Origin of the sequence: Amycolatopsis acidicola, from assembly GCF_007713735.2 — a bacterium.
Classification (GTDB): Bacteria; Actinomycetota; Actinomycetes; order Mycobacteriales; family Pseudonocardiaceae; genus Amycolatopsis_E; species Amycolatopsis_E acidicola.
The window spans coordinates 1-21256 of sequence record NZ_VMNW02000119.1 but is presented as its reverse complement, the minus strand read 5'-3'; the positions used below and the strand labels follow the sequence as shown (position 1 = coordinate 21256).

The following is a 21256-nucleotide window of genomic DNA, read 5'->3' as shown; positions in this document are numbered from 1 at the left end:
GCGTCAGGGTGTCAGCCCGGCGGTGCGCAGCCAGATGTGCTCACAGGTGCCCGCCGCCTTGCGGAGGTTCGCGCGGGATTCCTGAGAGGCGTGGTAGAAGGTCCGTTCGATCATCCAGCACAGCGCGCGCGCCAGCGCCGGGGCCCGGTCCGCTCCGCTGCCGCCCGGGATTCCGGCTCGTTCAAGGACAGCGGTGATGGCCGCGATGAACAGGTCCGCCGTCCGGTCCCACAGCGCGCCGATCTCCGGCACGGTCAACGACCGGTCGATGGCCGTGCGCAGGACCGGGCCGTGCGCGTTCCACAGCTCCACCGTGCGGTCCAAGGCCGCGGTGATCGCCTCGCGTGGCTCTTCGGCTTCCGCGGTGGCCCGGGACCGTTCCCACAGGTGCTCGACCGTCCTGGCCACGAGCGCCGTGACCACCTCTTGCTTGGAGCCGAAGTAAAAATACAACGCTCCGCGCGTGATCCCGGCCCCCTGCGCGAGGTCGCCGACCGTCATGGCGTCGAAACCCTTGTCCGCCAACAGGGTTTCGCACGTGTCCAGGATGGCCCGTTCCCGCAGGTCGCCCTTGCGCTCGGTGGCGCGCCTGCCGGGCATCAGAGCTGAGCGCCGTCGGCGAAGTCGGTCGTGCGGGAGAGCGCCTCCCACGCACGGATGTCCTCGTCCACCGCCGCGCGCGCGGTACCGACGAGCCGGAGCGCGTCCGAGCCCAGCAGAAGGTGGGCCGGGGGCTGCTCGGCCGCGGCGATGCGCACGACCGCTTCGCCCGCCTTGGCCGGGTTGCCCAGCTGGTTGCCGTTAGCCTTCTGGCGCGCTTCGCGGATGGGGGCGAACAGTTCGTCGTAGTCGTCGATGGTCCGCTCGGCGCGCGTCATCGAACGCCCGGCCCAGTCGGTGCGGAACGAGCCCGGCTCGATCGCCGTCACGTGGATCCCGAACCGGGCGACCTCCTTGCCCAGCGCTTCGAGGATGCCTTCGAGGGCGAACTTGCTGCCGCAGTAGGCGGACATACCGGGCACGGCCATCAGCCCGCCCATCGACGTGACGGCCATCAGGTGCCCCCGGCGACGCCGGCGCAGGTGCGGCAGCGCCGCCCGCAGGGTGGCCACCGCCCCGAACACGTTGACGTCGAACTGCCGCCGGACCTCCGCCAGCGGGGTCTCCTCGAAGGTGCCCTCCAGCCCGTAGCCGGCGTTGGCGATGACGACGTCCAGGGCGCCGACGTTCCGCTCGACCTCGGTGACCACGTCCGAGACGGCATCCTCGTCCGTCACGTCCAGGATGCGGCCATGCGCGCGCCCGGGTTCGAGCTCCCCGAACGCGGCCAGGTCCTGTTCGGAGCGGACTGTGCCGACGACGGTGTGCCCCGCCGCCAGCGCGGCCTGGGCGAAGGCACGGCCGAGACCCGTGCTGACACCGGTGATGAGCCAGTTCTGCTGCGGCATAGCTCCTCCTGAAAAGCCTCGCGAGGAGCCGGTCCGGCCCCTACGGGCAGAAGTCTACACCGCGTCGATTTTTCTCGTCGTGCTGTCAATTCCCGGCGAGGAAGGCGTGTAGCTCATCGAGCGACCACGGCGGGTTCGCCGCGTGATCGCGCCACGTCAGCAGCTGCGCCTCCGGCTCGGGGAATTTCCCTACGTAGCACCCGGATCCGGCGAAGATCTGCCCGGTGATGTCGCGGGCCAGGTCCGTCACCAGGTACGTGTAAAGCTCGGCCACGTACTCGGGCGGGCCGGGGTCGAGCGAGCCGGCGCGGGACAGGTCGTCGAGCAGGCCGCGCCGGTGCAGCTCCTCGATGTGCGCCTCGTAGTCCTCGCCCGTGGACAGCCGGGTGCGCGCCCCGGGGCACACGACGTTCGCGCGCACGTGGTGCTCGCGCAGCTCGGCGGCGATCGCCAGCGTCAGCCCGTTCACGCCGCCTTTGCCCGCCGGATAACCGGTTCCGCCGTAGATCCCGGTGAAGGCGTGCGAACCGGTGTTGACGATCGCGCCGCCGCCTTGCTCGACGAGGTACGGCGCCACGACCCGGCAGGTTTCGAAGGCGGAGTCCAGGTGGGCCTCCATGAGGTCGTCCCAGTCCCGCCGCGTCACCGAGAGGATCGACGAACCCTGCGGTTCGGCCGTGCCCGCGCAGTTGACGAGAATGCGGACCGGGCCCAGCCGGTCCAGCGCGACGGACAGCAACTGCTCGGCGACATCGGGATCCGCCGCCGAGCCCGCCACGGCGACGGCTTCGCCCCCGGTTTTCCCGATGTCGTCGGCCGTCCGGCGCGCGGTGTCCGCGTCGCGGCCGTTCACGACCACCTTGGCTCCCTGTGCCGCCAAGGAAAACGCCACCGCGCGGCCGATTCCGCGGCTGGAGCCGGTGACGATGGCGACCTGTCCGTCGAGCATGGCCGGGCTCCTTCTATTCGGGGATGCGCGTGAAATCGGGCTCGCGCCCTTCCGCGAAAGCGGTGAGCGCCTCGAGGTTCGCGGGCCCGCCCATCAGTTCGGCGAAATACGCGTTTTCGCGCTCGCGGGCGGCGGCGATGTCGGCGCGCAGCGGGGCCACCATCGACTCCTTCACCGCGCGCAGGCTGGAGACCGGGCGCGCGGCCAGCGTGGCGCAGTGCCGCTCCGCGGTCTCGATCAGGTCGCCGGGGGCGCAGGTTTTCCACACCAGCCCCATTTCGCGGGCCTCGCGCGCGCTGACCCAGTCGGCCGAGAGCAGGATCCACGCCGCGTTCTGGCGGCCGATGAGCCGGGGGAGCAGGTAGCTCGACGCCGCCTCCGGCGCGACCCCCAGGCTGGTGAACGGGCATTTCAGCCGGGCATCGTCGGCGGCGAAGGCGAGGTCGGCGAACCCGAGCACGGTCAGCCCGATACCGACGGCGAGCCCGTTGACCGCGACCACGAGAGGTTTGGGGAAGGCGGCCAGCGCGTCGACGAGCCCGGTGAACCCGTGTTTCCCCGGCACGAAAGCGGGATCGGTGCTGCGCCGGTGCATCTCCTTGAGATCCGTGCCGGCGCAGAACGCCCGGCCGTTGCCGGTGAGCAGGACGACCGCGACCCCGGGATCCGCCGCGGCGGCGAGCAGCGCCTCGGTGAGCTCGTCGTACAGCTGCTCATTGAACGCGTTGAGGGCCTCGGGCCGGTCGAGCACGAGCGTGCGGACGCGCTCGTGGTCACGGCTCGTGAGGACCGGTTTTCCCTGTGCCCGTGCGGGAATTCCCTCTGCCACCACTCCTTTCTAGACCATTGTCCAGGCAGCTGTCCAATACTCGCCCGGTGTCGTATGGTGTCCGGGTGAGGGCGAAGAAACTCGTGATCGGGGCGAGCGGGTTCCTCGGGGCGCACGTCGTCGGAGAGCTCGTGCGCTCGGGGCACGACGTCCGCGCCATGCTGCGGCCCACCAGCTCCCTGCGCGGTATCGCCGGGCTCGACGTCGAGCGGGTGTACGGCGACCTTTCCGACACGGCGGCCCTGCGTAGCGCGATGGCCGGCTGCGACACGGTTTTCCACTGCGCGCTCGACACTCGCGCCTGGCTTCGCGATCCGGCGCCGCTGTTCCGCACCAACGTCGACGGCCTCCGGAACGTGCTCGACGTCGCGGCGGAGGCGGGCCTCGGCAAGTTCGTCTTCACCAGTACCGTCGGCACCATCGGGCTCAGCAAGGGCGTGGCCACCGAAGAGACGGCGCACGACCGGTCCCGCAAAGCGGGCGCGTACATCCGGTCACGGGTGCAGGCGGAGGAACTCGTTTTCCGGTACGCGAACGAGCGCGGGCTGCCCGCCGTCGCCCTGTGCGTGGCGAACACGTATGGCCCCGGTGACTGGGCGCCGACCCCGCACGGCGCCCTCCTCAAGGCCGCGGTCTTCGGCCGCATGCCCGCGTACGTCTCCGGCGTGGCGGCGGAGGTCGTCGGCGTCGAGGACGCGGCGCGGGCGCTGGTCCTCGCCGGTGAACGCGGGCGAGTGGGCGAGCGGTACATCGTGTCGGAACGGTTCCTGAGCGCGCGCGAAATCGCCCGGATCGGCGCGGAGGTCGGCGGGGTTCCGCCGCCGCGGTACGGAATTCCGTTGCCCGTCATGTCCGCGCTCGGGGCTGTCGGGGAACTCGCGGGCAAACTGCTGCGGCGGGACGTCCGGCTGACCCGGACGAGCGTGCGGCTCATGCACGTCATGCCGCGGCTGGACCACGGCAAGGCCGTCCGGGAGCTGGGCTGGGCCCCGGCCCCGGCGCCCGACGCCATCCGCGCGGGGGCGCGCTTCTTCGTCGAAGAGCGGGCGCGCCGCCGTGCGGCCGCAAGAGAATCCAGGGATAAGGAGAAAGCCTGATGGCTATCCGGGTTGCCCTCGCGGGGACCGGCAACGTCGGCAGGCTGGCCTTGGCCAGCGTGCTCACGCATCCGGACTACGAGCTGACCGGGGTATGGGTCTCGGACGAGGCCAAGGTCGGCAAGGACGCCGGTGAGCTGGCGCGCCTGGACCGGAAGACGGGCATCGCCGCCGTCGGCGACTGGGACGCCTTGCTGGCCACGAAACCGGACTGCGTCGTGTACTGCGCGATGGGCGACATCCGGACCGCCGAGGCGTTCGAGGACTGCCGCCGGATCCTCGAGGCCGGCGTGAACGTCGTCGGCTCGGCTCCGGTCGTGCTGCAGTTCCCGTGGCAGCTCCTGCCCGCCGACTACGTCAGCAGGCTCGAAACCTCGGCGGGACAAGGGAACGCGAGCATCTTCGTGACCGGGGTGGACCCGGGTTTCGCCAACGACCTCGTCCCGTTCGCCTTCCTCGGCACGTGTTCGCGCGTCGAGCAGGTCCGGTGCCTGGAGATCGCCGACTACGCCACCTACGACGGCGCCACCGTCATGTTCGACGTCATGGGCTTCGGCAAACCCCAGGACGAGGTGCCGATGCTGTACCGGCCGGGCATCCTGAGCATCGGCTGGGGCACCACGATCCGGCAGCTCGCGGCGGGCCTGGGCGTGGAGGTCGACGAGATCAAGGAATCCCACGAACGCGAACCCGCCCCGGAGGCCTTCGACGTCGCCGCCGGGCACATCCCCAAGGGCGGCACCGCGGCCGTGCGGTTCGAGATCACCGGCATGGTCGGCGGCCGCCCGGCGATCGTGATCGAGCACGTGACCCGGCTGCGCGACGACCTCCGCCCGGACTGGGCGCGGCCCGCGCAGCCCGGCGGCTCCTACCGGGTGGAGATCACCGGCGAACCGTCCTACGGCATCGACATCTGCCCCACGAGCGAGCACGGCGATCACAACCACGCCGCGATCGTCGCCGCCGCGGGCCGGATCGTGAACGCGATCCCGGACGTCGTCGCGGCGCCGCCGGGTATCCGGACCACTTTGGACCTCCCGCTGGTCACCGGCAAAGGACGCTATCCGGCTCGATGACCGCGAAAAGGGGGCCCGCGCCCGGGCCCCCTTTTCGGTGCCGGGGAACTATTTGTGCGGGACGTCCGCGGTGAGCCCGCCGTCCATCACGAACTCGGCGCCGGTCGCGTAGGAGGATTCGTCGCTGGCCAGGAAGAGCACGAACGTGGAGACCTCGTTCGAGTCCGCGGCGCGGCCGAGCGGGACCTTGATGATGTCGTCCGGGAGGCCCGCGGTCATCGGGGTCCGGATCAGCCCGGGGTGCAGCGAATTGACCCGGATGTTGTGCCGCGCCAGTTCCAGCGCCGCCGATTTGGCGAGCCCGCGCACCGCCCATTTCGTGGCCACGTACCCGTGCGCCCACGGGCTGCCGCGCAGGCCCTCGACGGAGGACACGTTCATGATCGAGCCGCCGCCGGCGGCGATCATCGGGTCCGTGACGGCCTGGATGCCGAGGAAGGTGCCGGTCAGGTTGACGTCGAGGATCTGCTGCCACCGCTCGAGGTCGAACTGCTGGATGGTGCTGCCGTTGACGATCCCCGCGTTGTTGACGAGGACGTTGAGTTTCCCGAACTCGTCGGTGGCGGTGCGCACGGCCCGCTGCCAGTCCTCCTGGCTGCGGACGTCCAGATGCACGTAGCGCGCGGCGGCCCCCAGTTCGTCGGCCAGCGCCTTGCCTTCGTCGTCGAGGATGTCGCCGATGACCACTTTGGCGCCTTCGGCCGTGAGGAGCCGGGCGTGCGAGGCACCCATGCCCCGCGCGCCCCCGGTGATGATGGCGACCTTGCCTTCCACGCGTCCCATGCCCGGCGACTCTAGCGGGATTTAGAACTTGTTTCAATCTTGTCCTCGGCCGGGAAGTGGCTCGGAGTCACGGGTAACCCTGGAAACATAGAACGTGTTCTCATATGCTGTCCGGTATGGCTGTGGAGGTTCCCGCCCCGGTGGACGCCGGGGCAGACGTGGAGTGGTCCGACGAGGTCGACGTGCTGGTCGTCGGTGCCGGGATGGCCGGGGTCTCCGCCGCCATCGAAGCGGCGACGTCCGGCGCGCGGGTGCTGGTGATCGACCGCGGGGCGCGGATGGCGTGCACGAGCGCGATGGCGGGCGGGCATTTCTACCTCGGTGGCGGCACCCCGGTGCAGCAGGCGGCTGGCTACGAGGACACCCCGGCCGAGATGGCGAAGTACCTCTCGGCGATGTCGCCGGACTGCGCCCCGGAGAAGATCCGGCTCTACACCGAGGGCAGCGTGGAGCACTTCGGCTGGCTGGAGTCGCTGGGCTTCGAGTTCGAGCGCTCGTACTTCCCGGGCAAGGCGGTGGTGCAGCCCGGCACCCAGGGCGTGATGTTCACCGGCAACGAGAAGTGCTGGCCCTTCAAGGATCTGGCCCGCCCGGCGCCGCGCGGCCACAAACCGCCGGTCGAAGGCGACCTCGGCGGCGCGGCGATGGTGGTCGAGCTGGCGTTGAAGCGGCTGGACGAGCTCGGGGTGGAGGTGCGCTGGGAGACCGGCGCGACCGCGCTCGTCCGCGACGGCGACGAGGTCGTCGGCGTGACGTGGAAGCGGCATCCGGAAAGCGGCGCCATCCGGGCGCGTTCGGTGGTGCTCGCGGCCGGGGGTTTCGTGATGAACCCGGACATGGTGCACACCTTCGCGCCGCGGCTGGAGGCGTTGTTCGCGCGGGGCATGGCTTTGGGCAACCCGTTCGACGACGGGCTGGGCATCCGGCTGGGGGAGTCGGTCGGCGGGATCGCCGATCACATGGACGGCGCGTTCTTCACGTCGCCGTTCTACCCGCCGGAGGACATGCTCAAGGGCATCCTCGTCAACAAAGACGGGCGGCGTTTCGTGGACGAGGGCGCCTACCACTCGCGCACTTCGTCGTTCGTGCTCGACCAGCCGGACCAGATCGCGTACCTGATCCTCGACTCGGCGACGATGGCCGAGCCCGCGTACCACTTCCAGCCGCTGGTGGACGGCTGGGAAACGGTGGAGGAGATGGAAAAAGGGCTCGGCGTGCCCGCCGGGTCGCTCGCCACGACGTTGAAGGAGTACAACGAAGGCGCGCGGCGCGGCGAGGATCCCGCGTTCCACAAGTCGGCGGACTACCTCGTGCCGCTGGACCAGGCTCCGTTCGGTGCCTACGACCTGACGCCGGGGAAGTGCTTCTACTCCGGTTTCAGCTGCGGCGGTCTGCGCGTCGACGAGGACGGCCGGCTGCTCCGGCCGGACGGGACGGCCATCGCCGGCGTGTACGCGGCGGGCGCGTGCGCATCGAACATCGCCACCGACGGCAAGGGCTACGCCTCCGGCACGCAGCTCGGCGAAGCGTCCTTCTTCGGCCGTCGCGCCGGGCGGCACGCCGCCGTCAGGAGCCGCGCATCCGCGTGAGGCGGGCGAGGGCGGCGAAGCCGTCTTCGGTGCCGGGCCAGTGGCCGCGCACGGCGTCGAGCCCCGCGCGGCGGACGACGGCGCGCAGGACGGCGGTGACGATGATGGCGTCGTCCGCGTAGCCGAGGACCGGGATGAAGTCGGGGATCAGGTCGATCGGCGAGGCGAGATAAACCAGGAGCACGGCGAGCCGGATCCGCACGCCCCGGGGCAGCGTGCGGTCGGCGGCGAGGCGGCGCACCAGGCGGAGCACGTCGGGCAGGAGCCGGAGCGCTTCGGTGAGCAAGGGACCGCGCGGCCGCACCAACACCAGCGCGACGATCAGCGCCAGCCACGCGAGGACGAGCGCGGCGGCCAGGCCGAGGAGGAGATCGAGCCAGAACTCGCCGGTCATTTCTTCGTCCGTTCGTGCGCTTCGGCGCTGAACGCGGCTTCCTCGAAGGCTTTCAGCGCCTCGGCGGCTTCGTCGACAGCCTCGCGAGCGGCCTGCCCACCGGGCGCCCCGAAGTAGTCACGCGCGGCGATTTTGCCCAGCCAGCCTTGAAAACGCGCCAGATCGGCTTCGGACTCCTCGACCTCGGCGTACGTCGCATTGCCGCGAGCCTGTTCGGCGGCGAGTTCACGGTGCAACTCGGGAAGCCGTTCGAGAACCTCGGCGTATTCGGCGTCACGCGCCGCGTTCATCTCGGCGATCACCGCGCGCTCCTCGGCCGCCGCGGTGAAGGCCATCGGGAGGACGCGGGCCGTGCCGCCCTGTTCGCGAACCCGCCCGGCGAGCCGCCGGACGTCGCGGACCACGGGCGGCAGCGCGGGGAGGAGGCACACCGACTGCTGCAGGTACAACGCGCCGAGCGAGCGCAGCTTCCGCCACACCTGCACGCGTAGCGTCGCGGGAGCGCCCGCGGTCGACACGCTGATCACCAGCCAGTCGCTTGTTTCAGCCGTCACAGGTCGATGTTACGGGTGTTACGTCCAGGGTGCGCCGGCCGGTGCCCGGCGGGACCTGGAACAGTGGGGCGCGACTTCCCGGAACCGGCGAAAGACGGGGCGGCGCATGACTTTCTCCAGACAGGACGGCGACACGTGGGACCTGGCGTCCAGCGTCGGCGCGACGGCTACGGCGGCCGCGGCGGCCCGGGCGATCGCGACCCGCGAGGACCCCTCGCTCATCGACGACCCGTTCGCCGAGCCGCTCGTCCGCGCCGTCGGCATCGAACTCCTCACCCGGCTGGCCGGCGGTGAGGAGCCGCCCGGCGACCTGGTCGAGCGGGTGGCGATCGACGGGGCCAAGGTGCGGGCGAAGTTCTACGACGATTTCTTCCTCGCCGCGGCGGACGCGGGAATCACGCAGGCCGTGATTCTGGCTTCAGGGCTGGATTCCCGCGCGTACCGGTTGGCCTGGCCCGCCGGGACCGTGGTGTTCGAGGTCGACCAGCCGGAGGTCGTCGAGTTCAAGACCCGCGCGCTGGCCGCGTTCGGCGCCGAGCCGACCGCCGAACGGAAAGTGGCCGCGGCCGACCTGCGCGACGACTGGCCCGCCGCGCTGCGCGACGCCGGATTTGACCCGGCCGTGCCGACCGCGTGGAGCGCCGAAGGGCTGCTGGGCTATCTGCCGCCCGAGGCGCAGGACAGCCTGCTGGACACGATCACCGAACTCAGCGCGCCGGGCAGCCGGGTGGCCACCGAGAGCAGGCCGAATCCGCGCCCGGGCGAGGAGGACGAGACGAAGGAACGCCTCGACCACATCTCCGAACGCTGGCGCGCGGGCGGTTTCGACCCCGGCATGGCGAAGCTGCGCTACTACGGCGAGCGTAACGAGGCGGGTCCCTACCTGGCCGCCCGTGGCTGGGTGCTGAGCGGGGCGACTGTGCGGGAGCTGCTGGCCGAGCACGGTCTTCCGCCCCTGGAGGACGACGCGTTACGGATGGCGGGTTTGCGGTACGTGAGTGGGGTGCTCACCGGGAGTGCGGGGTAGCCCGCGTGTTGGCCGCTGCCGCTGCCGCTGGCGTGTTGGCCGCTTCGGCTGGTGTGTTGGCTGCTCGGGCTGGCGTGTTGGCTGCTCGCGCTGGTGTGTTGGCTGCTCGCGTTGGCGTGTTTACCGCTCCGCCTGGCGTGTTGGCTGCTTGCGCTGGCGTGTTGGCCGCTTCGGCTGGTGTGTTGGCTGCTTGCGTTGGTGTGTTGGCCGTTCCCGCTGGGGTGTTGGCCGTTCCAGCGCGCGTGTTGGCCGTTCCCGGATAGCCACCGCCGGAGGCCGCCACGGCCGCCGCGGCCGCCGGGCCCGGGGCGCCCTCGCACCCCGGGCCCGGTTCGCCGTCAGCCTTGGGCGAGCAGGGTGTTCATCTCCCCGATCTGGGCCTGCTGGCCGTCGATGATGCTCTGCGCCAAGGCTTTCGCCGCGGGATCGGCGCCCTGGGCGAGCTCGGTCCCGGCCATGGCGAGCGCGCCCTGATGGTGCTCGATCATCATCCGCAGCCACATCCGGTCGAACTCGCCGCCGTGCAGGGCTTCCAGCTGGGACAGGTCCATTGTGGACATGTCCATGCCCGACGTGGCGGGCGTGCTGCCCCACGCCGTGAGCCAGCCGGTCATCTGCTGGATCTCCGGGTCCTGCGCCTTCCGGATGTCCTCGGCCAGCGCGCTGATCTTCGCGTCGGCGGTCCGGCCGGGCACGAGCGCGGCCATGTCGAGCGCCTGCCGGTGGTGCGGGATCATCTCCCGCGCGAACGTGACGTCCGCCTGGTTGTGCTGCGTCGTGTCCGTGCCGCAGCCGGTGAGCAGGGTGAAGGAAGCCAGGACGGCGAGCACCGTCCTGGCCAGGATCTTCCTGGTCATGATTTCGTCCTTCGAAAGAGGTTGTGTGGTCCGGGAAGAACGGACCTGTCACAGCCTCAGGACGCACAACAACGAAAGCCGGCCGGTGGCCGGGGGCACTTTCGGCGGCCCGCGCCCGGCTCGGACCGGGCACGCCCGCGGGTCGGCGGAAAAGCTCGGGGCCGCCCGGAACCACAGCCATGCCAGGACCAGGCCCGCGAGACCGGCCAGCACGGCGAGGCACAGATGCAGAAGATCATGACTGTGCCCGGGCGAGCCCGGATGGCCGACGACCGGTTCGTGATCCCCGCCGGACATGGCCATGACCGCGTGCGCGGCAGGCGGCATCGGCGCCTCGACGGTGCTCAGGCTGTGCATGCCCAGCACCGCGAAACCCAGCGCGCACAGCAGAACCCACCGCAGGACGACCACACCCCGACGGTACAGCGGCGTGCCGCTCACGCCGCGGCGGCCTCGTGGTGGGCGGACTCCGCGCCGGCGGTCGGTTCAATGTGGACAGTGGCGCTCGTGAGGCGCGCGACGGTGTGGATGAGCCGGTGTTCGACCTCGTGGGCGAGCCGGTGCGCCTGCTCCACCGTCAGCGTGTTGTCCACGCGGATGGCCAGCTCGGCGCGCAACGTGTGGCCGATCCAGCGCATGCGGACATCGCCGACACCGCGGACACCCGGGAGGCTTCGCGCGGTTTCCTCGGTCAGGTCAAGGGTTCCGGGGTCGACGGCGTCCATGAGCCGGTGGAACACCTCGCGCGCCGCGTCGCGCAGCACCAGCAGGATCGCGACGGTGATCGCCAGGCCGACGATCGGGTCGGCGGCCGGGAAACCGAGCGCGACGCCCACCGCGCCGAGCACGACCGCCAGCGACGTGAACCCGTCCGTCCGCGCGTGCATCCCGTCGGCGACCAATGCCGCGGAGCCGATCTGGCGGCCCACCGTGATGCGGTAGCGGGCGACCAGCTCGTTCCCGGCGAACCCGATCAGCCCGGCCAGCCCGAGCACGACCAGGTGCCCGACCGGCCGCGGGTGCAGCAGCCTGTCGACGGCCTCGTAGGCGGCGAGCGCCGCCGACGCGGCGATGACGACGACCACGACGATCCCGGCCAGATCCTCGGCCCGGCCGAGGCCATAGGTGTAGCGGCGGGTCGCGGCCCGCCGGCCGAGCAGGAACGCGATGCCCAGCGGGACGGCGGTCAGCGCGTCCGCGAAGTTGTGGATCGTGTCGCCCAGCAGCGCGACCGACCCGGTGACCAGCACCAGCGCCAGCTGCGCGGCCGCGGTCAGCCCCAGTGCGGCGAACGAGCGGGTCAGCACCCGCATTCCCCGCCGGCTGGTTTCCAGCGCGTCATCGATGCGGTCCGCGCTGTCGTGGCTGTGCGGGGTCAGCAGATGCCGGACCCGGTGCCCCCTCTCGTGCGCGTGGCCGTGCCCGTGCGGCGGTGTCGTCATCGCAAGCCTCCCGGCCGTCGGTCCGCCCAGGGTACCAAGCTATCTGCGCATGCACGCAGGTATGCAGGCAGTGGCCGGTAGGCTGCGCGCATGCACGAGGCGCGGCCCGAGTTCGAGATGCCCAGCGACGAGCAGGTCCACCTGGCCGCCGAATCCTTCCGGCTGCTGGCGGATCCGACGCGGATCAAGGTGCTGTGGGCGTTGCTGCAGGGCGAATCCTCGGTCGCCTGCCTGGCCGAACTGGCCGGGGCGGCCCCGGCCGCGGTGAGCCAGCACCTGGCCAAGCTCCGGCTCGCGGGCCTGGTGAAAGGCCGTCGCGAAGGCACTTTCGTCTACTACTCCGCGGCCGACGACCACGTCCGCGGCCTGCTCGCGCAAGCCCTGTTCCACGCCGACCACGTGGACCGGGACATCCCGGCGGGCCCCGGCGGCGAGCACCCGGAACCCCATCGCCCGCGCGGGCACTGAGGCTCAGCCGGGGAAGCGCTCGGGCAGCGCGGCGGCCACTTCGCGGAAGGCCTCGACGAGCGCCCGGACAGCGGGGGAATGGGTGTTTTCCCTGGTGGCCAACCCGATCGTGCGCGTGATCGCCGGCTCGACCGGGATCAGCCGCACGCCGGGGAAGCCCTCGACGGCGGGCCTCGGCGCCAGCGTGACGGCGAGGCCGGCGGCGACCACGGTCATCTGGGTCGGGAAGTCGTCCACCACGTGGCGGATCTGGGCCTCGACGCCGTAGCGCCGCATGGCCTGCAGCTGGGCTTCGTGGCTGTCGGTGCCGGGACGGCAGCCGGTCCACACGTCGTCGCGGACCAGGTCCAGGGTGACCGTTTCCCGGTCCGCGAGCGGGTGCCCGGTGCTGACGGTCAGCACGACTTCGTGCACCACGAGGGGTTCGTGCCGGATGCGGGCCGGTACGCGGATCGGCAGCGTGGACCAGCTTTCCACGAGCACGGCGTCGAGTTCGCGGTCGGACAGCTGGGGAATCAGGTCGACCGGCTCGCCGCTTCGGGTGCTGGGCACGACGTCCGGATGCCGTCCGGTCACCAGGCGCAGCGCGGGCGCGACGAGCGGCCCGAAGCCGCTGTTGACCGCGCCGATGCGCAGCGGCCCGGTGACGCGGCCGTGCAGCGTGCTCAGCGCGTGCTCGGCTTCGTCGATCGCCGTGGTGGCCTTGCGGGCGGCCTGCGCGGCGATCCAGCCCGCGGTGGTGAGCCGCACGCCGCGCCCGTCCGGTTCGACGAGCCGGGCGCCCGCTTCCCGCTCGAGTTTCCGGATCTGCTGCGTCACCGCCGGGCTCGTCACGTGGAGGGCCGCGGCGGCCGCGCCGACCGAGCCGTGCTGGGCGACGGCGTCCAGCACGCGAAGGCGCTCCCAGGTCAACACCTCAGCGATACTAATCAAAGGTGCGGAAAAAGAGTAAATAGTGCTGTGGGGACTGGCGTACCAGAGTGGGAGACGTGACCACCACCGCCCCGGCTCCCGTCCCCACGCGTCCCAGCTTCGGCCCGTTGGCCGTCGTGCTCGGCGCGCTCTCGCTGTCGGCGTCCTCGGTGCTGATCGTGATCGCGGGGACTTCGACGGCCACGACGGCGTTCTGGCGGTGTTTCTTCGCCGTGGTCATGCTCGCTCCGGTGCTGGTACGGGAAATCCGGCGGCACGGGATGCCGGGCGTGCGCACGATCGTCTCCGGGCTGCTCGCGGGGTTGTGCCTCGGCGCGGATTTCCTGCTGTGGAACGTCAGCATCGGGGATGTCGGCGCCGGGATCGCGACGGTGCTCGTCAACATGCAGATCGTGCTGTTCCCGCTCGTCATGTGGGCGGTCACCCGGATCGCGCCGCCACGGCGGTTCTTGCCGGCGCTGCCGGTCCTGCTGGCGGCGGTCGCGTTGGCGGGCGGGCTGGTGGGGCCAGCGCCGGAAGGGGACAACCCCTTGCGTGGCACCGTTCTCGCGCTCGCCGCCGCGCTCGGCTACTCCGGGTACTTGTTCTTCAGTCGTGGCGCCGGAGTCCGCTCGCCCCGGCATTTCGTGACCCCGGTGTTCTTCGCGACCGCGTCCGCGTGCTTGCTCGCCGCGGTGGTCGGGGTGACGACTTCGGGGATCCAGCTCGAGCTGTCCGCCCGCGCGTGGATCGCGCTGGCTTTCGTGGCGCTGACCGGGCAGGCGCTGGGCTGGCTGCTGGTCGGCTGGGGCCTGCCGCGGCTGGCGCCGGCGGTTTCGTCGGCTTTGCTGTTGCTGCAACCGGTCGCGGCGGAATTGCTGGCGGTGGTGGTGCTGGGCCAGGTGCCGACGGCGGTGCAGATCGTGGGGTGCGTGGCGGTGCTGGCCACGGTGTGGGTGCTGGCCCGCGGCCGCCCCCGGAGTCCGGCCCCTGGCGACGATTAACGGGGATTAACGGGCGCGGGCCGGGTCGTGTGCTGTGGCGTCCGCCGTGACCGGCCCGCGGCCGCTCTTGCTGCAGCCAGGCGCGGGTGGCGCTCGGTGGGTGCTGTCCCGTGGCCGCTCCCGGCCTCCGGCCCCTGGCGACGATTAACCGGCGCGGGCCGTGGTAGCCGTGCGGTGGCAGGGTTTCCTGCCGCCCACGATCCCCGCCAGCCCTGGAGCCCGCCATGCTGACAGCCCGGGAACGCCGGGTACTCGCCGTCCTCGAACGGGAACTGTCGAGGGAGCGGGCCTGAAACGTCCACAGTGGACGGACGCGCTACTCGGGCGGCGGGGTCATTGCCCGCTCCACCGACGCTTGTTCGCGGTCGGCCGAGGAGGCGGTCCTGTCGTCCCGGGCGGCATCCCGGTCGGCCTGAGCGGAGTCCCTGTCCTGGGCGGCGTCGCGGCGGTCGCGGGCGGCAGCGCGCTGCTGGATTCCCAGCCGGTCCAGGTACGTGTGGAACGCCGCCCGGTCGGCCGCCGCCGCGGCGCGGTCCGCCATCGCGGCTTCGCGGTCGGCCTGCGCCCGGTTGAGCAGCGTCTGCCACCGCCCGCTCTCGGGCTCGTCGGTGGCCGCCTTCTCCCGTGCCGCGGCGGCGACGTCGCGCGCTTCCGCCGAACGGTCGCGCTGTTCGGCGTCCCGCAACGCGTCCCGCGCGGAGGTTCGCTCGAGCTTGTCGTGGCTGTCCCGGATCTCCGCCGTCTCGTCCCGCGCCAGCGCGGCGTCGTCCCGTGTGCCGGCCAGCCGGTCGCGCGCCGTGGCTTCGTCATCGCGCGTGGTCGCGGCACGGTCGCGATCGTCACCGTGCGCCGAGAGGCGTCCCATGACGCTCATTGTCACATCCCTCCGGTGCCGGGCTCCGGTGCCAGGCTTCGCCGGCCACCAGTGCCCTGAGCCGCGCCGATTCGGCGCGCGTCCGGTACGTCTCGGTGATCAGCGCCGACGTCTGCGCGGACGTCCGTGCCGCGCGCTCCAGCGCGGCGGCGGCGACCCGGCGGATCAGGACGCTGTGCGCGCGCGCCGTGCGCGCCGCGGCCATCACCGTGAAGACGTCCTCGTTCCGGGCCCAGCCGCCGAGCCCTTTGTTCCGGGTCGACACCCTTCCATTGTGCGACCCGGCGCAAGCCGGCGCACGGGTCAGATCGCCTGCGGCGCGCGCTCCCGGACGCGGGGGATGACGTGCTCGGCGAACCGGCGCATCTCGGTTTCGAACGGCTGGAACTGCAGCATGAACGTCTCGATGCCGAGCCCGGCCCACTCCCGGATCCGCTCGGCGACCGTGTCGTAGCCGCCCACGAGCCCGGCGGCGGTACCCCCGTTGGTCCCGATGTGCGGGTACTTCGCGAACGTCTGGAACATCACGGCTTTCGGGTCCGCGTCGGCCACGAGCGCTTCCCAGCGCGCCTTCCCGGCTTCGGCCAGCTCCCAGAGCGCGGCGAGTTCCGCCTCGGCCTCGGCGTCGGTTTCCCTGGCGACCACGAACGCCGAGAGGCCGAACCGCACCGGGTCGCCCTGGCGGGGCCGCGCGGTGACGTCGGTGATGAGGCGCTCGACCTCGTGGCGCGGCTGGCCGTTGATGAACCACACGTCGGCGGCGTCGGCGACCAGCGCGCGGGCGGGCTCCGACTCGCCGCCCACGTACAGGGTCGGCCGGGCGCGGGTCTGCCCGAGCGGGCGCAGCTGGTAGTCCTCGACCTGGAAGTACTTGCCCTGGAAGGAAACCCGCTCACCGTCGAGGAGCCCGCGCACGACGCTGAGCCACTCCCGCCCGTAGGCGTAGCGCTCGTCGTGCTCGGCGAACGGGATCCCGGCGCGCCGCAGCTCCGGCTTGAACCATGCGTTGACGAGGTTGAGCCCGAACCGCCCGCCGCTGATGTGCTCGATCTGCAGCGCCTGCTTCGCCAGCACCACGGGATGCACGAGCGCGGGCTTGATCGCGGCGATGATCTCGATCCGTTCGGTGAGCGCCGCGAGCGCCGCCGCCGACGTCCAGGTTTCCAGCTGGCCGAGCTCGTCGCCGAAGGGGTTCACGATGTGCTGGGCGATCAGCGTGGAGTCGAAGCCGAGCCGGTCGGCCTCCAGGATCAGCCGTTTGTTCCGCTCCCAGCTCGCGTCGACCGGGTCGTCCGGGTGACCGAACGGACCCCAGGATCCGTAGACGAGCGCCCACACGCCGAACCGGGGATGAAGCACACCGGGCACCGCGAAACTCCTTGCCTCGACGACGATCGCGGCCCACTGTCCAGCGCCGGGGCACGGCGGGCAACCGTTCCCACGCAGTGGTCGCGCTCAGCCGAAGTCGCGGAAGGACTCCGAGGCGCGCGGGCCGGTGGCACCCTGGTACTTGCCTTCGTAGAGCCGGATTTCGCCCTCGGGCACCCAGAACGTGACCTGCCCGATGCGCATCCCCGGGTAGATCCGCAGTGGCTGCACCGCGTGGAACTGCAGGGTCCAGTGGTTGTGCGAGCCGATGTCGATCAGGTCGGCGGTGATGTTGACGAACAGCCCGAGCCTGCCGAGCGAGGACTTCCCGCGGATGACGGGGACGTAGTGGTCGCTGCCCATCCGCTCCGCGGTGGAGCCCAGGTACACGCGGTCCGGGCTGAGGACGAACCCCCCGGCCGGGATGGCCACCTCGTCGGCGGGCTCGGGCGCGCGGGCGTCCAGTTCGTGGTTGCGGTAGACCAGGAGCGTGGGGCCCAGCCGGAAGTCGTAGCTGTTCGGGTTGACCTGCGCGGGCTCGAACGGCTCGATCTCGATGCGGCCCAGCGCGACCTGGCGGCGGATCTCGGTGCCGGTGAGGATCACGGACGCTCCCTTCCGGCTAGACCAGGCTCGCGGGTTCGAACGGCATGGGCGCCATCGCGAGACCGTACGGGCCGTCGTAGCCGGTGACGTCGCCGCTGCTGCGCCAGAAGCTGACCTGCCCGAGCCGCATACCCGCGTAGACGCGCAGCGGCTGGACGACCGTCAGCTCCAGCGTCCACCGGTGGATGGCGCCATGGTGCCCGAGGTCCGCGGTCACCTGGGTGAACAACCCGAGACGCCCCAAGGAGGAGCGGCCGATGAGGGTGGTCACGCGCGAGCGGCTGCCGATCACCTCGGCGGTGTTCGCGAGATACACGCGACCGGGGCTCAGCACGAACCCTTCGTCCGGGATTTCCTGTTCCCGCCACGAAACCGGGCGACGGGCGTCCAATGTCTCCGCTTCCGCGACCTGGATTTCGCGGCCCAGCAGGTAGTTGTAACTGTTGGGGTTGAGCTGTTCCGGGCAGAAGGGCTCGATGACTATTTCGCCGCGCCGCACGGACTCGGCGATTTCGGGCCCGGTGAGGATCATGGCGCGACCGCGTTCAGCAACGCCCGCACCGATTCCGCGTACTCGGCCGGGGATCCGTGGTTTCCGAGCGTGATGTCCACCTGACCCGGGTCGAGCCCGGTCTCGGTGCTGTGGTCGGTCGCGCCGAGCGAGAGGTCACCGCGCGCGATGCGGCGTTTTTGGGACTCCTCGGGCGAAACCGAGACCAGCACGGTGCGGAAACCCGCGCGCCGCAGGTAGCCGACGTCCAGCGGGCGCGCGTCCGGGCACAGCACGAGTGTCCGGGTTTCCTTCGCCAGCAAGGAGATCCGGGCCTCGAAGCGGTCGCGGAGCACGGCCGGGTTGATCTTGCGCAGATGCGCCCCGAGGAAGTTGAGCAGCTCGCCGTCCTGGACGCCGTCTTCGAGCGGGACGCCGCAGATCTCGTAGATCGCCGCCTGCGCCTCGTAAAGCGGGCTCGCGAGGACGATTTTCCGTACCGCGTAACCGTGTTCCGCGGCCCAGCCCGCGGCGATGGTGACGAAGGTGCTCTTGCCGGCGCCGGGGAGCCCGAGCAGCGCCAGCCGCACTTGGGAAACGCCGTCAGCGGGGGAGTTCACCGGCGGCTCCCGCGAACTCGGAGCCGATCGCCGCGAGCGCGGCCTCGACGGTGGCGCCCAACTCGGGGTCGGACGCCTTCTCCAGCACCGTCCCGGTGAACGGGGGAGCGTCCATGCCCAGCAGCGACCACGGGATGTTCGCCACCTCCCGGTGCGGGTGCACGGAAACCGGCACCACCGGGTACCCGGACGGGGCGGGGATCCGGCGGTCGTGCATGGTGCGGATCTCGTGCATGATGTTGCCGTTCAGCTGGGTCTGGCAGCGGTCCTGGTAGGAACGGGAGGCCACCACGATAGCGGCGTCGGTGCGCAGCACGCCGTCGATGCTGTTCCGCGCCGTGGTGCCGCCGATGCCCTGGTTCGGTTCGACGATCGCGTAGTACCGCCGCCGGCGCCGGTGCAGCTCCTTCACCAGGCGCCGCACGGTGGTGATGTCGTCCACGCAGTAGGAGACGAACACGGCCGGGCCGTCGAACCCGGGCAGCTGCCGCGTGTCGGCGGGGACCCCGTTCCATTCGCCGCGCGCCTTCGCGACCAGCGCGGTGCGCAAAGTGTTGTCCTGGAAGGCTTTCTTGAGCAGCGACAGATCGCGCCCGCGCCCGTTGCGGGGGTAGAAGACGAGCACGTCGCCGGGGATCGGGAGCGTCGCCCGGCCGCTGGTCGGGACCTCGAAGTAGGGGCCGTTGACCTCGGTGATCCCCACCAGCTCGGTCTCGCCGATCGGCGTGGGCATGGCGAGGCGGACCCCGCTGCGCCGGGGCGCGCTCGGCTCGTAGATCTCGAAGAACACGTCCTGGGGGACGGAAACCGCGGGTGGCTCTCCCGCGGGGTTTTCCTGTTCCCGCAACCAGAAATGCTCGTAGGCGCCGGTGGACGAGGTGAACTCGGTGAGCGCGATCGAGGTCCGTTTGCTCAGCCGGGCCCGCAGCGGGCTGCGGGAGAGCGACGTGATCTCCGCTTCGAGCGAGACGTCGTCCAGTTCCAGGAACGCGGCGGTGCCGATGTGCCGCGCGGGCAGCAGCAGGAACTGTTCCGCCACCGGGGATTCGCGGACGCCCTGCAGGATGCTCTTCAGCAGCATCACCCGGAACCGGTTGTGCGGGGCGAAGTACACGCTGGAGTAGAGGTGCGCCCGCATCGCGAGGAAGTTGCCCAGCTGCGCGGGATCCGAGCAGACCGGGCCCAGCTCGTCGTAGGACAGGATCGCCGAGATGACGTCGCCGGACTTGCCCAGCACGCCGATGGTGTGCTGGGCGTCGCGGTGCACGTAGTCCAGCCGGTCGGCGTCGATCTCGCCGTCGAGCATGTGCCGCAGCGGCAGGAACCGCGACTGCCATTCGCCGCGCCAGCGTTCGGCCGTGACGAGGAACGCGATGAAGTGGAGGTTCAGCTCCGCCAGGACGTCCTGGATCTCGTCCTCGTACAGGCAGGCCAGGGTGAAGACCGGTTTGGCGGGCCAGAGCGACACGTCCTGCTCGATCTTCGACCCCACCCACTCGCGCAGGTCGTCGTCGGGGACGAAGAAGTCGCGGGTGGCCTGCTGGTACGGGAGCTCGCCGAGGTCCTGCAGGAGCGCGGCGACGAGCAGGTGCTCGGCGAGGACGTCGGCCGCCAGTGGTGGCTCGGAGTCGTAGACCGCGGCGTACTCGCGGATCAGGGTGGCCGTGAGCTGGGAATGCTGGCCGGCGACCTGGCCGAGCAGCCTGCGCATGACGTGCATCGTGCCGATCGAATGCGCGTACCGGCTGTGGTCGGCGGCGACGTAGCTCTGCGAGGCGAACCCGAGCTGCTTGATGCGGCGGAGCCGCTGCACCGGGCGGGACTGGATGAGCCGGGCGAGCACGGGCGAGGGGGAGCCCGTCGTGTCCGACACGTCGATCGGGCCGTGGACGGCGTCCCGGACCGGGGGTTGCGGCGTGGTCCCGCCCCCGCCGAGCGCACCCGTCATCGCACCCCTCCCTCGGGCCTGGTGATCGGATTCTATGCGGCCGGGCGGGGTCCCGGAGATCACAACTTCAACGCGGCAGGCGCTGACCGGACGGCGGCCTTTCTCGTCCGGAACCGTCAGGGCCACAACAGCCGGCGGGCCCAGCCTTCGGCGTCGCGGGTGTAGTGCAGCCGGATGTGGCGGCGGTGTTCCTCTCCTTGCCAGAACTCCACTTCGTCGGCCACCACCCGGTACACCGTCCATTCGGGAGCCACCAGGCGCGGGTCGGCAGCCGCCCGCGCGGTCGACTCGTCGAGCACGCGATCCCGCTCGGCGAAATCGGTCAGGGGTTCGCTCTGGTTGCCGATGAGCCCGGCGCCGCGCGCGCCGGGGGAGCGGGCGAGGAAGTCCGCCGCGCTCTCGTCGGCTCCCGCGGCTTCGACCGCGCCGCGCACGCGCACCTGCCTGCCGAGGAGAGGCCAGTAGAACGTCAGCGCCGCCCACGGGGTGTTCGCCAGTTCCTTGCCCTTGCGGCTGCCCGATCCCGACGCGAACGCCCAGCGCCCGCCTTCGAGGTGCTTCAAGATCAGCACCCGCGCGGACGGCCGCCCCGCCGGGTCGACGGTCGACAGCGTCATGGCGTGCGGCTCGACCACACCCGCCTCGACGGCTTCCGAGAGCCACCGCGCGAACAGCGGGTCCGGCTCGGCGGGCGCGGCCTCCGGGTCGAACGCGGGGAGCGGGCCCGCGAGCGAGGGCAGGCTTCGCAAGAATTGGGCTGTGACAACGGAATCTCCCACGGGGTGCACGCTACCGGCGCCCTCCGGCATGTTGGCCGCCCGCGCGGGCGTGTTGGCCCCCGGGGCGCGTGTGTTGGCTGGCGGGGCGCGTGTGTTGGCTGGCGGGGCGCGTGTGTTGGCTGGCGGGGCGCGTGTGTTGGCT

General features: G+C 71.3%; 25 protein-coding genes. 6 read left to right on the top strand and 19 right to left on the bottom strand.

Annotated elements, in window-relative coordinates; genetic code table 11:
• Positions 1 to 3 precede the first annotated feature (3 nt).
• The 4 genes from FPZ12_RS41355 to FPZ12_RS41340 form a co-directional block, all read right to left on the bottom strand.
• Positions 4 to 600 (bottom strand): TetR/AcrR family transcriptional regulator, encoded by a 597-nt coding sequence (locus tag FPZ12_RS41355; protein ID WP_150980728.1) that lies wholly within the window; start codon positions 598 to 600, stop codon positions 4 to 6.
• Positions 600 to 1448 carry an oxidoreductase gene (locus FPZ12_RS41350; protein ID WP_144757885.1) on the bottom strand — a complete coding sequence of 283 codons (849 nt, stop codon included), beginning with the start codon at positions 1446 to 1448 and terminating at the stop codon, positions 600 to 602. The genes FPZ12_RS41355 and FPZ12_RS41350 overlap by 1 nt, the downstream gene beginning before the upstream one ends.
• 85 nt (positions 1449 to 1533) lie before the next feature.
• Complete coding sequence (locus FPZ12_RS41345; RefSeq protein ID WP_144757884.1) at positions 1534 to 2397, bottom strand: SDR family NAD(P)-dependent oxidoreductase; 864 nt, start codon at positions 2395 to 2397, stop codon at positions 1534 to 1536.
• 13 nt (positions 2398 to 2410) lie between these two features.
• Positions 2411 to 3226: an enoyl-CoA hydratase/isomerase family protein gene (locus FPZ12_RS41340; protein ID WP_243770293.1), complete on the bottom strand. Its 816-nt coding sequence runs from the start codon at positions 3224 to 3226 to the stop codon at positions 2411 to 2413.
• Between the two features lie 65 nt (positions 3227 to 3291).
• Here FPZ12_RS41340 and FPZ12_RS41335 point away from each other — a divergent pair, with 65 nt between their 5' ends.
• Positions 3292 to 4323, top strand: a complete 1032-nt coding sequence (locus tag FPZ12_RS41335; protein WP_144757883.1) for an NAD-dependent epimerase/dehydratase family protein — start codon at positions 3292 to 3294, stop codon at positions 4321 to 4323.
• Positions 4323 to 5399 (top strand): NAD(P)H-dependent amine dehydrogenase family protein, encoded by a 1077-nt coding sequence (locus FPZ12_RS41330; RefSeq protein ID WP_144757882.1) that lies wholly within the window; start codon positions 4323 to 4325, stop codon positions 5397 to 5399. The genes FPZ12_RS41335 and FPZ12_RS41330 overlap by 1 nt, the downstream gene beginning before the upstream one ends.
• 48 nt (positions 5400 to 5447) lie before the next feature.
• Here the strand turns inward: FPZ12_RS41330 and FPZ12_RS41325 are convergent, their stop codons facing one another.
• Complete coding sequence (locus FPZ12_RS41325; protein WP_144757881.1) at positions 5448 to 6182, bottom strand: glucose 1-dehydrogenase; 735 nt, start codon at positions 6180 to 6182, stop codon at positions 5448 to 5450.
• Between the two features lie 116 nt (positions 6183 to 6298).
• On the opposite strand from FPZ12_RS41325, the gene FPZ12_RS41320 reads away from it, so the two are divergent.
• Complete coding sequence (locus FPZ12_RS41320) at positions 6299 to 7771, top strand: FAD-binding protein (protein WP_144757880.1); 1473 nt, start codon at positions 6299 to 6301, stop codon at positions 7769 to 7771.
• Here the strand turns inward: FPZ12_RS41320 and FPZ12_RS41315 are convergent.
• Together FPZ12_RS41315 and FPZ12_RS41310 are read right to left on the bottom strand one after the other, a co-directional pair.
• Positions 7749 to 8165, bottom strand: a complete 417-nt coding sequence (locus FPZ12_RS41315) for a YkvA family protein (protein ID WP_144757879.1) — start codon at positions 8163 to 8165, stop codon at positions 7749 to 7751. The two genes, FPZ12_RS41320 and FPZ12_RS41315, sit on opposite strands and share 23 nt — an antisense overlap.
• On the bottom strand, positions 8162 to 8719 hold the full coding sequence (locus FPZ12_RS41310) for a Chromate resistance protein ChrB (protein WP_144757878.1): 558 nt from the start codon (positions 8717 to 8719) through the stop codon (positions 8162 to 8164). The genes FPZ12_RS41315 and FPZ12_RS41310 overlap by 4 nt, the downstream gene beginning before the upstream one ends.
• 106 nt (positions 8720 to 8825) lie before the next feature.
• On the opposite strand from FPZ12_RS41310, the gene FPZ12_RS41305 reads away from it, so the two are divergent.
• Positions 8826 to 9746: an SAM-dependent methyltransferase gene (locus FPZ12_RS41305; RefSeq protein WP_144757877.1), complete on the top strand. Its 921-nt coding sequence runs from the start codon at positions 8826 to 8828 to the stop codon at positions 9744 to 9746.
• Between the two features lie 338 nt (positions 9747 to 10084).
• On the opposite strand, the gene FPZ12_RS41295 is transcribed toward FPZ12_RS41305, so the two are convergent.
• The 3 genes from FPZ12_RS41295 to FPZ12_RS41285 are packed head-to-tail and all read right to left on the bottom strand — an operon-like array spanning position 10085 to position 12045.
• Entirely contained in the window at positions 10085 to 10603 is a 519-nt protein-coding gene (locus tag FPZ12_RS41295) for a DUF305 domain-containing protein (protein WP_144757876.1), read from the bottom strand.
• 48 nt (positions 10604 to 10651) lie between these two features.
• Positions 10652 to 11014, bottom strand: a complete 363-nt coding sequence (locus tag FPZ12_RS41290; RefSeq protein ID WP_144757875.1) for a hypothetical protein — start codon at positions 11012 to 11014, stop codon at positions 10652 to 10654.
• Positions 11015 to 11040: 26 nt separating this feature from the next.
• A complete protein-coding gene (locus FPZ12_RS41285) occupies positions 11041 to 12045 on the bottom strand; it encodes a cation diffusion facilitator family transporter (RefSeq protein WP_144757874.1) in 1005 nt (334 codons plus the stop codon).
• Between the two features lie 90 nt (positions 12046 to 12135).
• On the opposite strand from FPZ12_RS41285, the gene FPZ12_RS41280 reads away from it, so the two are divergent.
• A complete protein-coding gene (locus FPZ12_RS41280) occupies positions 12136 to 12513 on the top strand; it encodes an ArsR/SmtB family transcription factor (protein WP_144757873.1) in 378 nt (125 codons plus the stop codon).
• Between the two features lie 3 nt (positions 12514 to 12516).
• Here FPZ12_RS41280 and FPZ12_RS41275 read toward each other — a convergent pair whose 3' ends face one another.
• Positions 12517 to 13428 carry a LysR family transcriptional regulator gene (locus tag FPZ12_RS41275; RefSeq protein WP_144757872.1) on the bottom strand — a complete coding sequence of 304 codons (912 nt, stop codon included), beginning with the start codon at positions 13426 to 13428 and terminating at the stop codon, positions 12517 to 12519.
• A 74-nt stretch (positions 13429 to 13502) separates the two neighbouring features.
• Here FPZ12_RS41275 and FPZ12_RS41270 point away from each other — a divergent pair, with 74 nt between their 5' ends.
• Positions 13503 to 14429, top strand: coding sequence for a DMT family transporter (locus FPZ12_RS41270; protein ID WP_166463079.1), 927 nt, complete (start codon positions 13503 to 13505; stop codon positions 14427 to 14429).
• Between the two features lie 316 nt (positions 14430 to 14745).
• On the opposite strand, the gene FPZ12_RS41265 is transcribed toward FPZ12_RS41270, so the two are convergent.
• The 8 genes from FPZ12_RS41265 to FPZ12_RS41230 all read right to left on the bottom strand — a co-directional run bounded on the left by FPZ12_RS41265 (position 14746) and on the right by FPZ12_RS41230 (position 21084).
• Positions 14746 to 15294 (bottom strand): hypothetical protein, encoded by a 549-nt coding sequence (locus FPZ12_RS41265; protein WP_144757870.1) that lies wholly within the window; start codon positions 15292 to 15294, stop codon positions 14746 to 14748.
• Complete coding sequence (locus FPZ12_RS41260) at positions 15269 to 15568, bottom strand: hypothetical protein (RefSeq protein ID WP_144757869.1); 300 nt, start codon at positions 15566 to 15568, stop codon at positions 15269 to 15271. The genes FPZ12_RS41265 and FPZ12_RS41260 overlap by 26 nt, the downstream gene beginning before the upstream one ends.
• 38 nt (positions 15569 to 15606) lie before the next feature.
• Positions 15607 to 16671 carry an LLM class flavin-dependent oxidoreductase gene (locus FPZ12_RS41255; protein WP_243770292.1) on the bottom strand — a complete coding sequence of 355 codons (1065 nt, stop codon included), beginning with the start codon at positions 16669 to 16671 and terminating at the stop codon, positions 15607 to 15609.
• Positions 16672 to 16758: 87 nt separating this feature from the next.
• The gene (gene dcd, locus FPZ12_RS41250; protein WP_144757868.1) at positions 16759 to 17277 is read right to left on the bottom strand and encodes a dCTP deaminase; all 519 of its coding nucleotides are present in this window, start codon (positions 17275 to 17277) and stop codon (positions 16759 to 16761) included.
• A 16-nt stretch (positions 17278 to 17293) separates the two neighbouring features.
• A complete protein-coding gene (locus FPZ12_RS41245) occupies positions 17294 to 17809 on the bottom strand; it encodes a dCTP deaminase (protein WP_144757867.1) in 516 nt (171 codons plus the stop codon).
• Positions 17806 to 18387 (bottom strand): hypothetical protein, encoded by a 582-nt coding sequence (locus FPZ12_RS41240; RefSeq protein ID WP_144757866.1) that lies wholly within the window; start codon positions 18385 to 18387, stop codon positions 17806 to 17808. The genes FPZ12_RS41245 and FPZ12_RS41240 overlap by 4 nt, the downstream gene beginning before the upstream one ends.
• Positions 18371 to 20335, bottom strand: coding sequence for an HD domain-containing protein (locus FPZ12_RS41235; protein ID WP_144757865.1), 1965 nt, complete (start codon positions 20333 to 20335; stop codon positions 18371 to 18373). Before FPZ12_RS41235 ends, FPZ12_RS41240 begins: the two co-directional genes overlap by 17 nt.
• Before the next feature lie 116 nt (positions 20336 to 20451).
• Positions 20452 to 21084 (bottom strand): pyridoxine/pyridoxamine 5'-phosphate oxidase, encoded by a 633-nt coding sequence (locus FPZ12_RS41230; RefSeq protein WP_243770291.1) that lies wholly within the window; start codon positions 21082 to 21084, stop codon positions 20452 to 20454.
• Between the last annotated feature and the right edge of the window lie 172 nt (positions 21085 to 21256).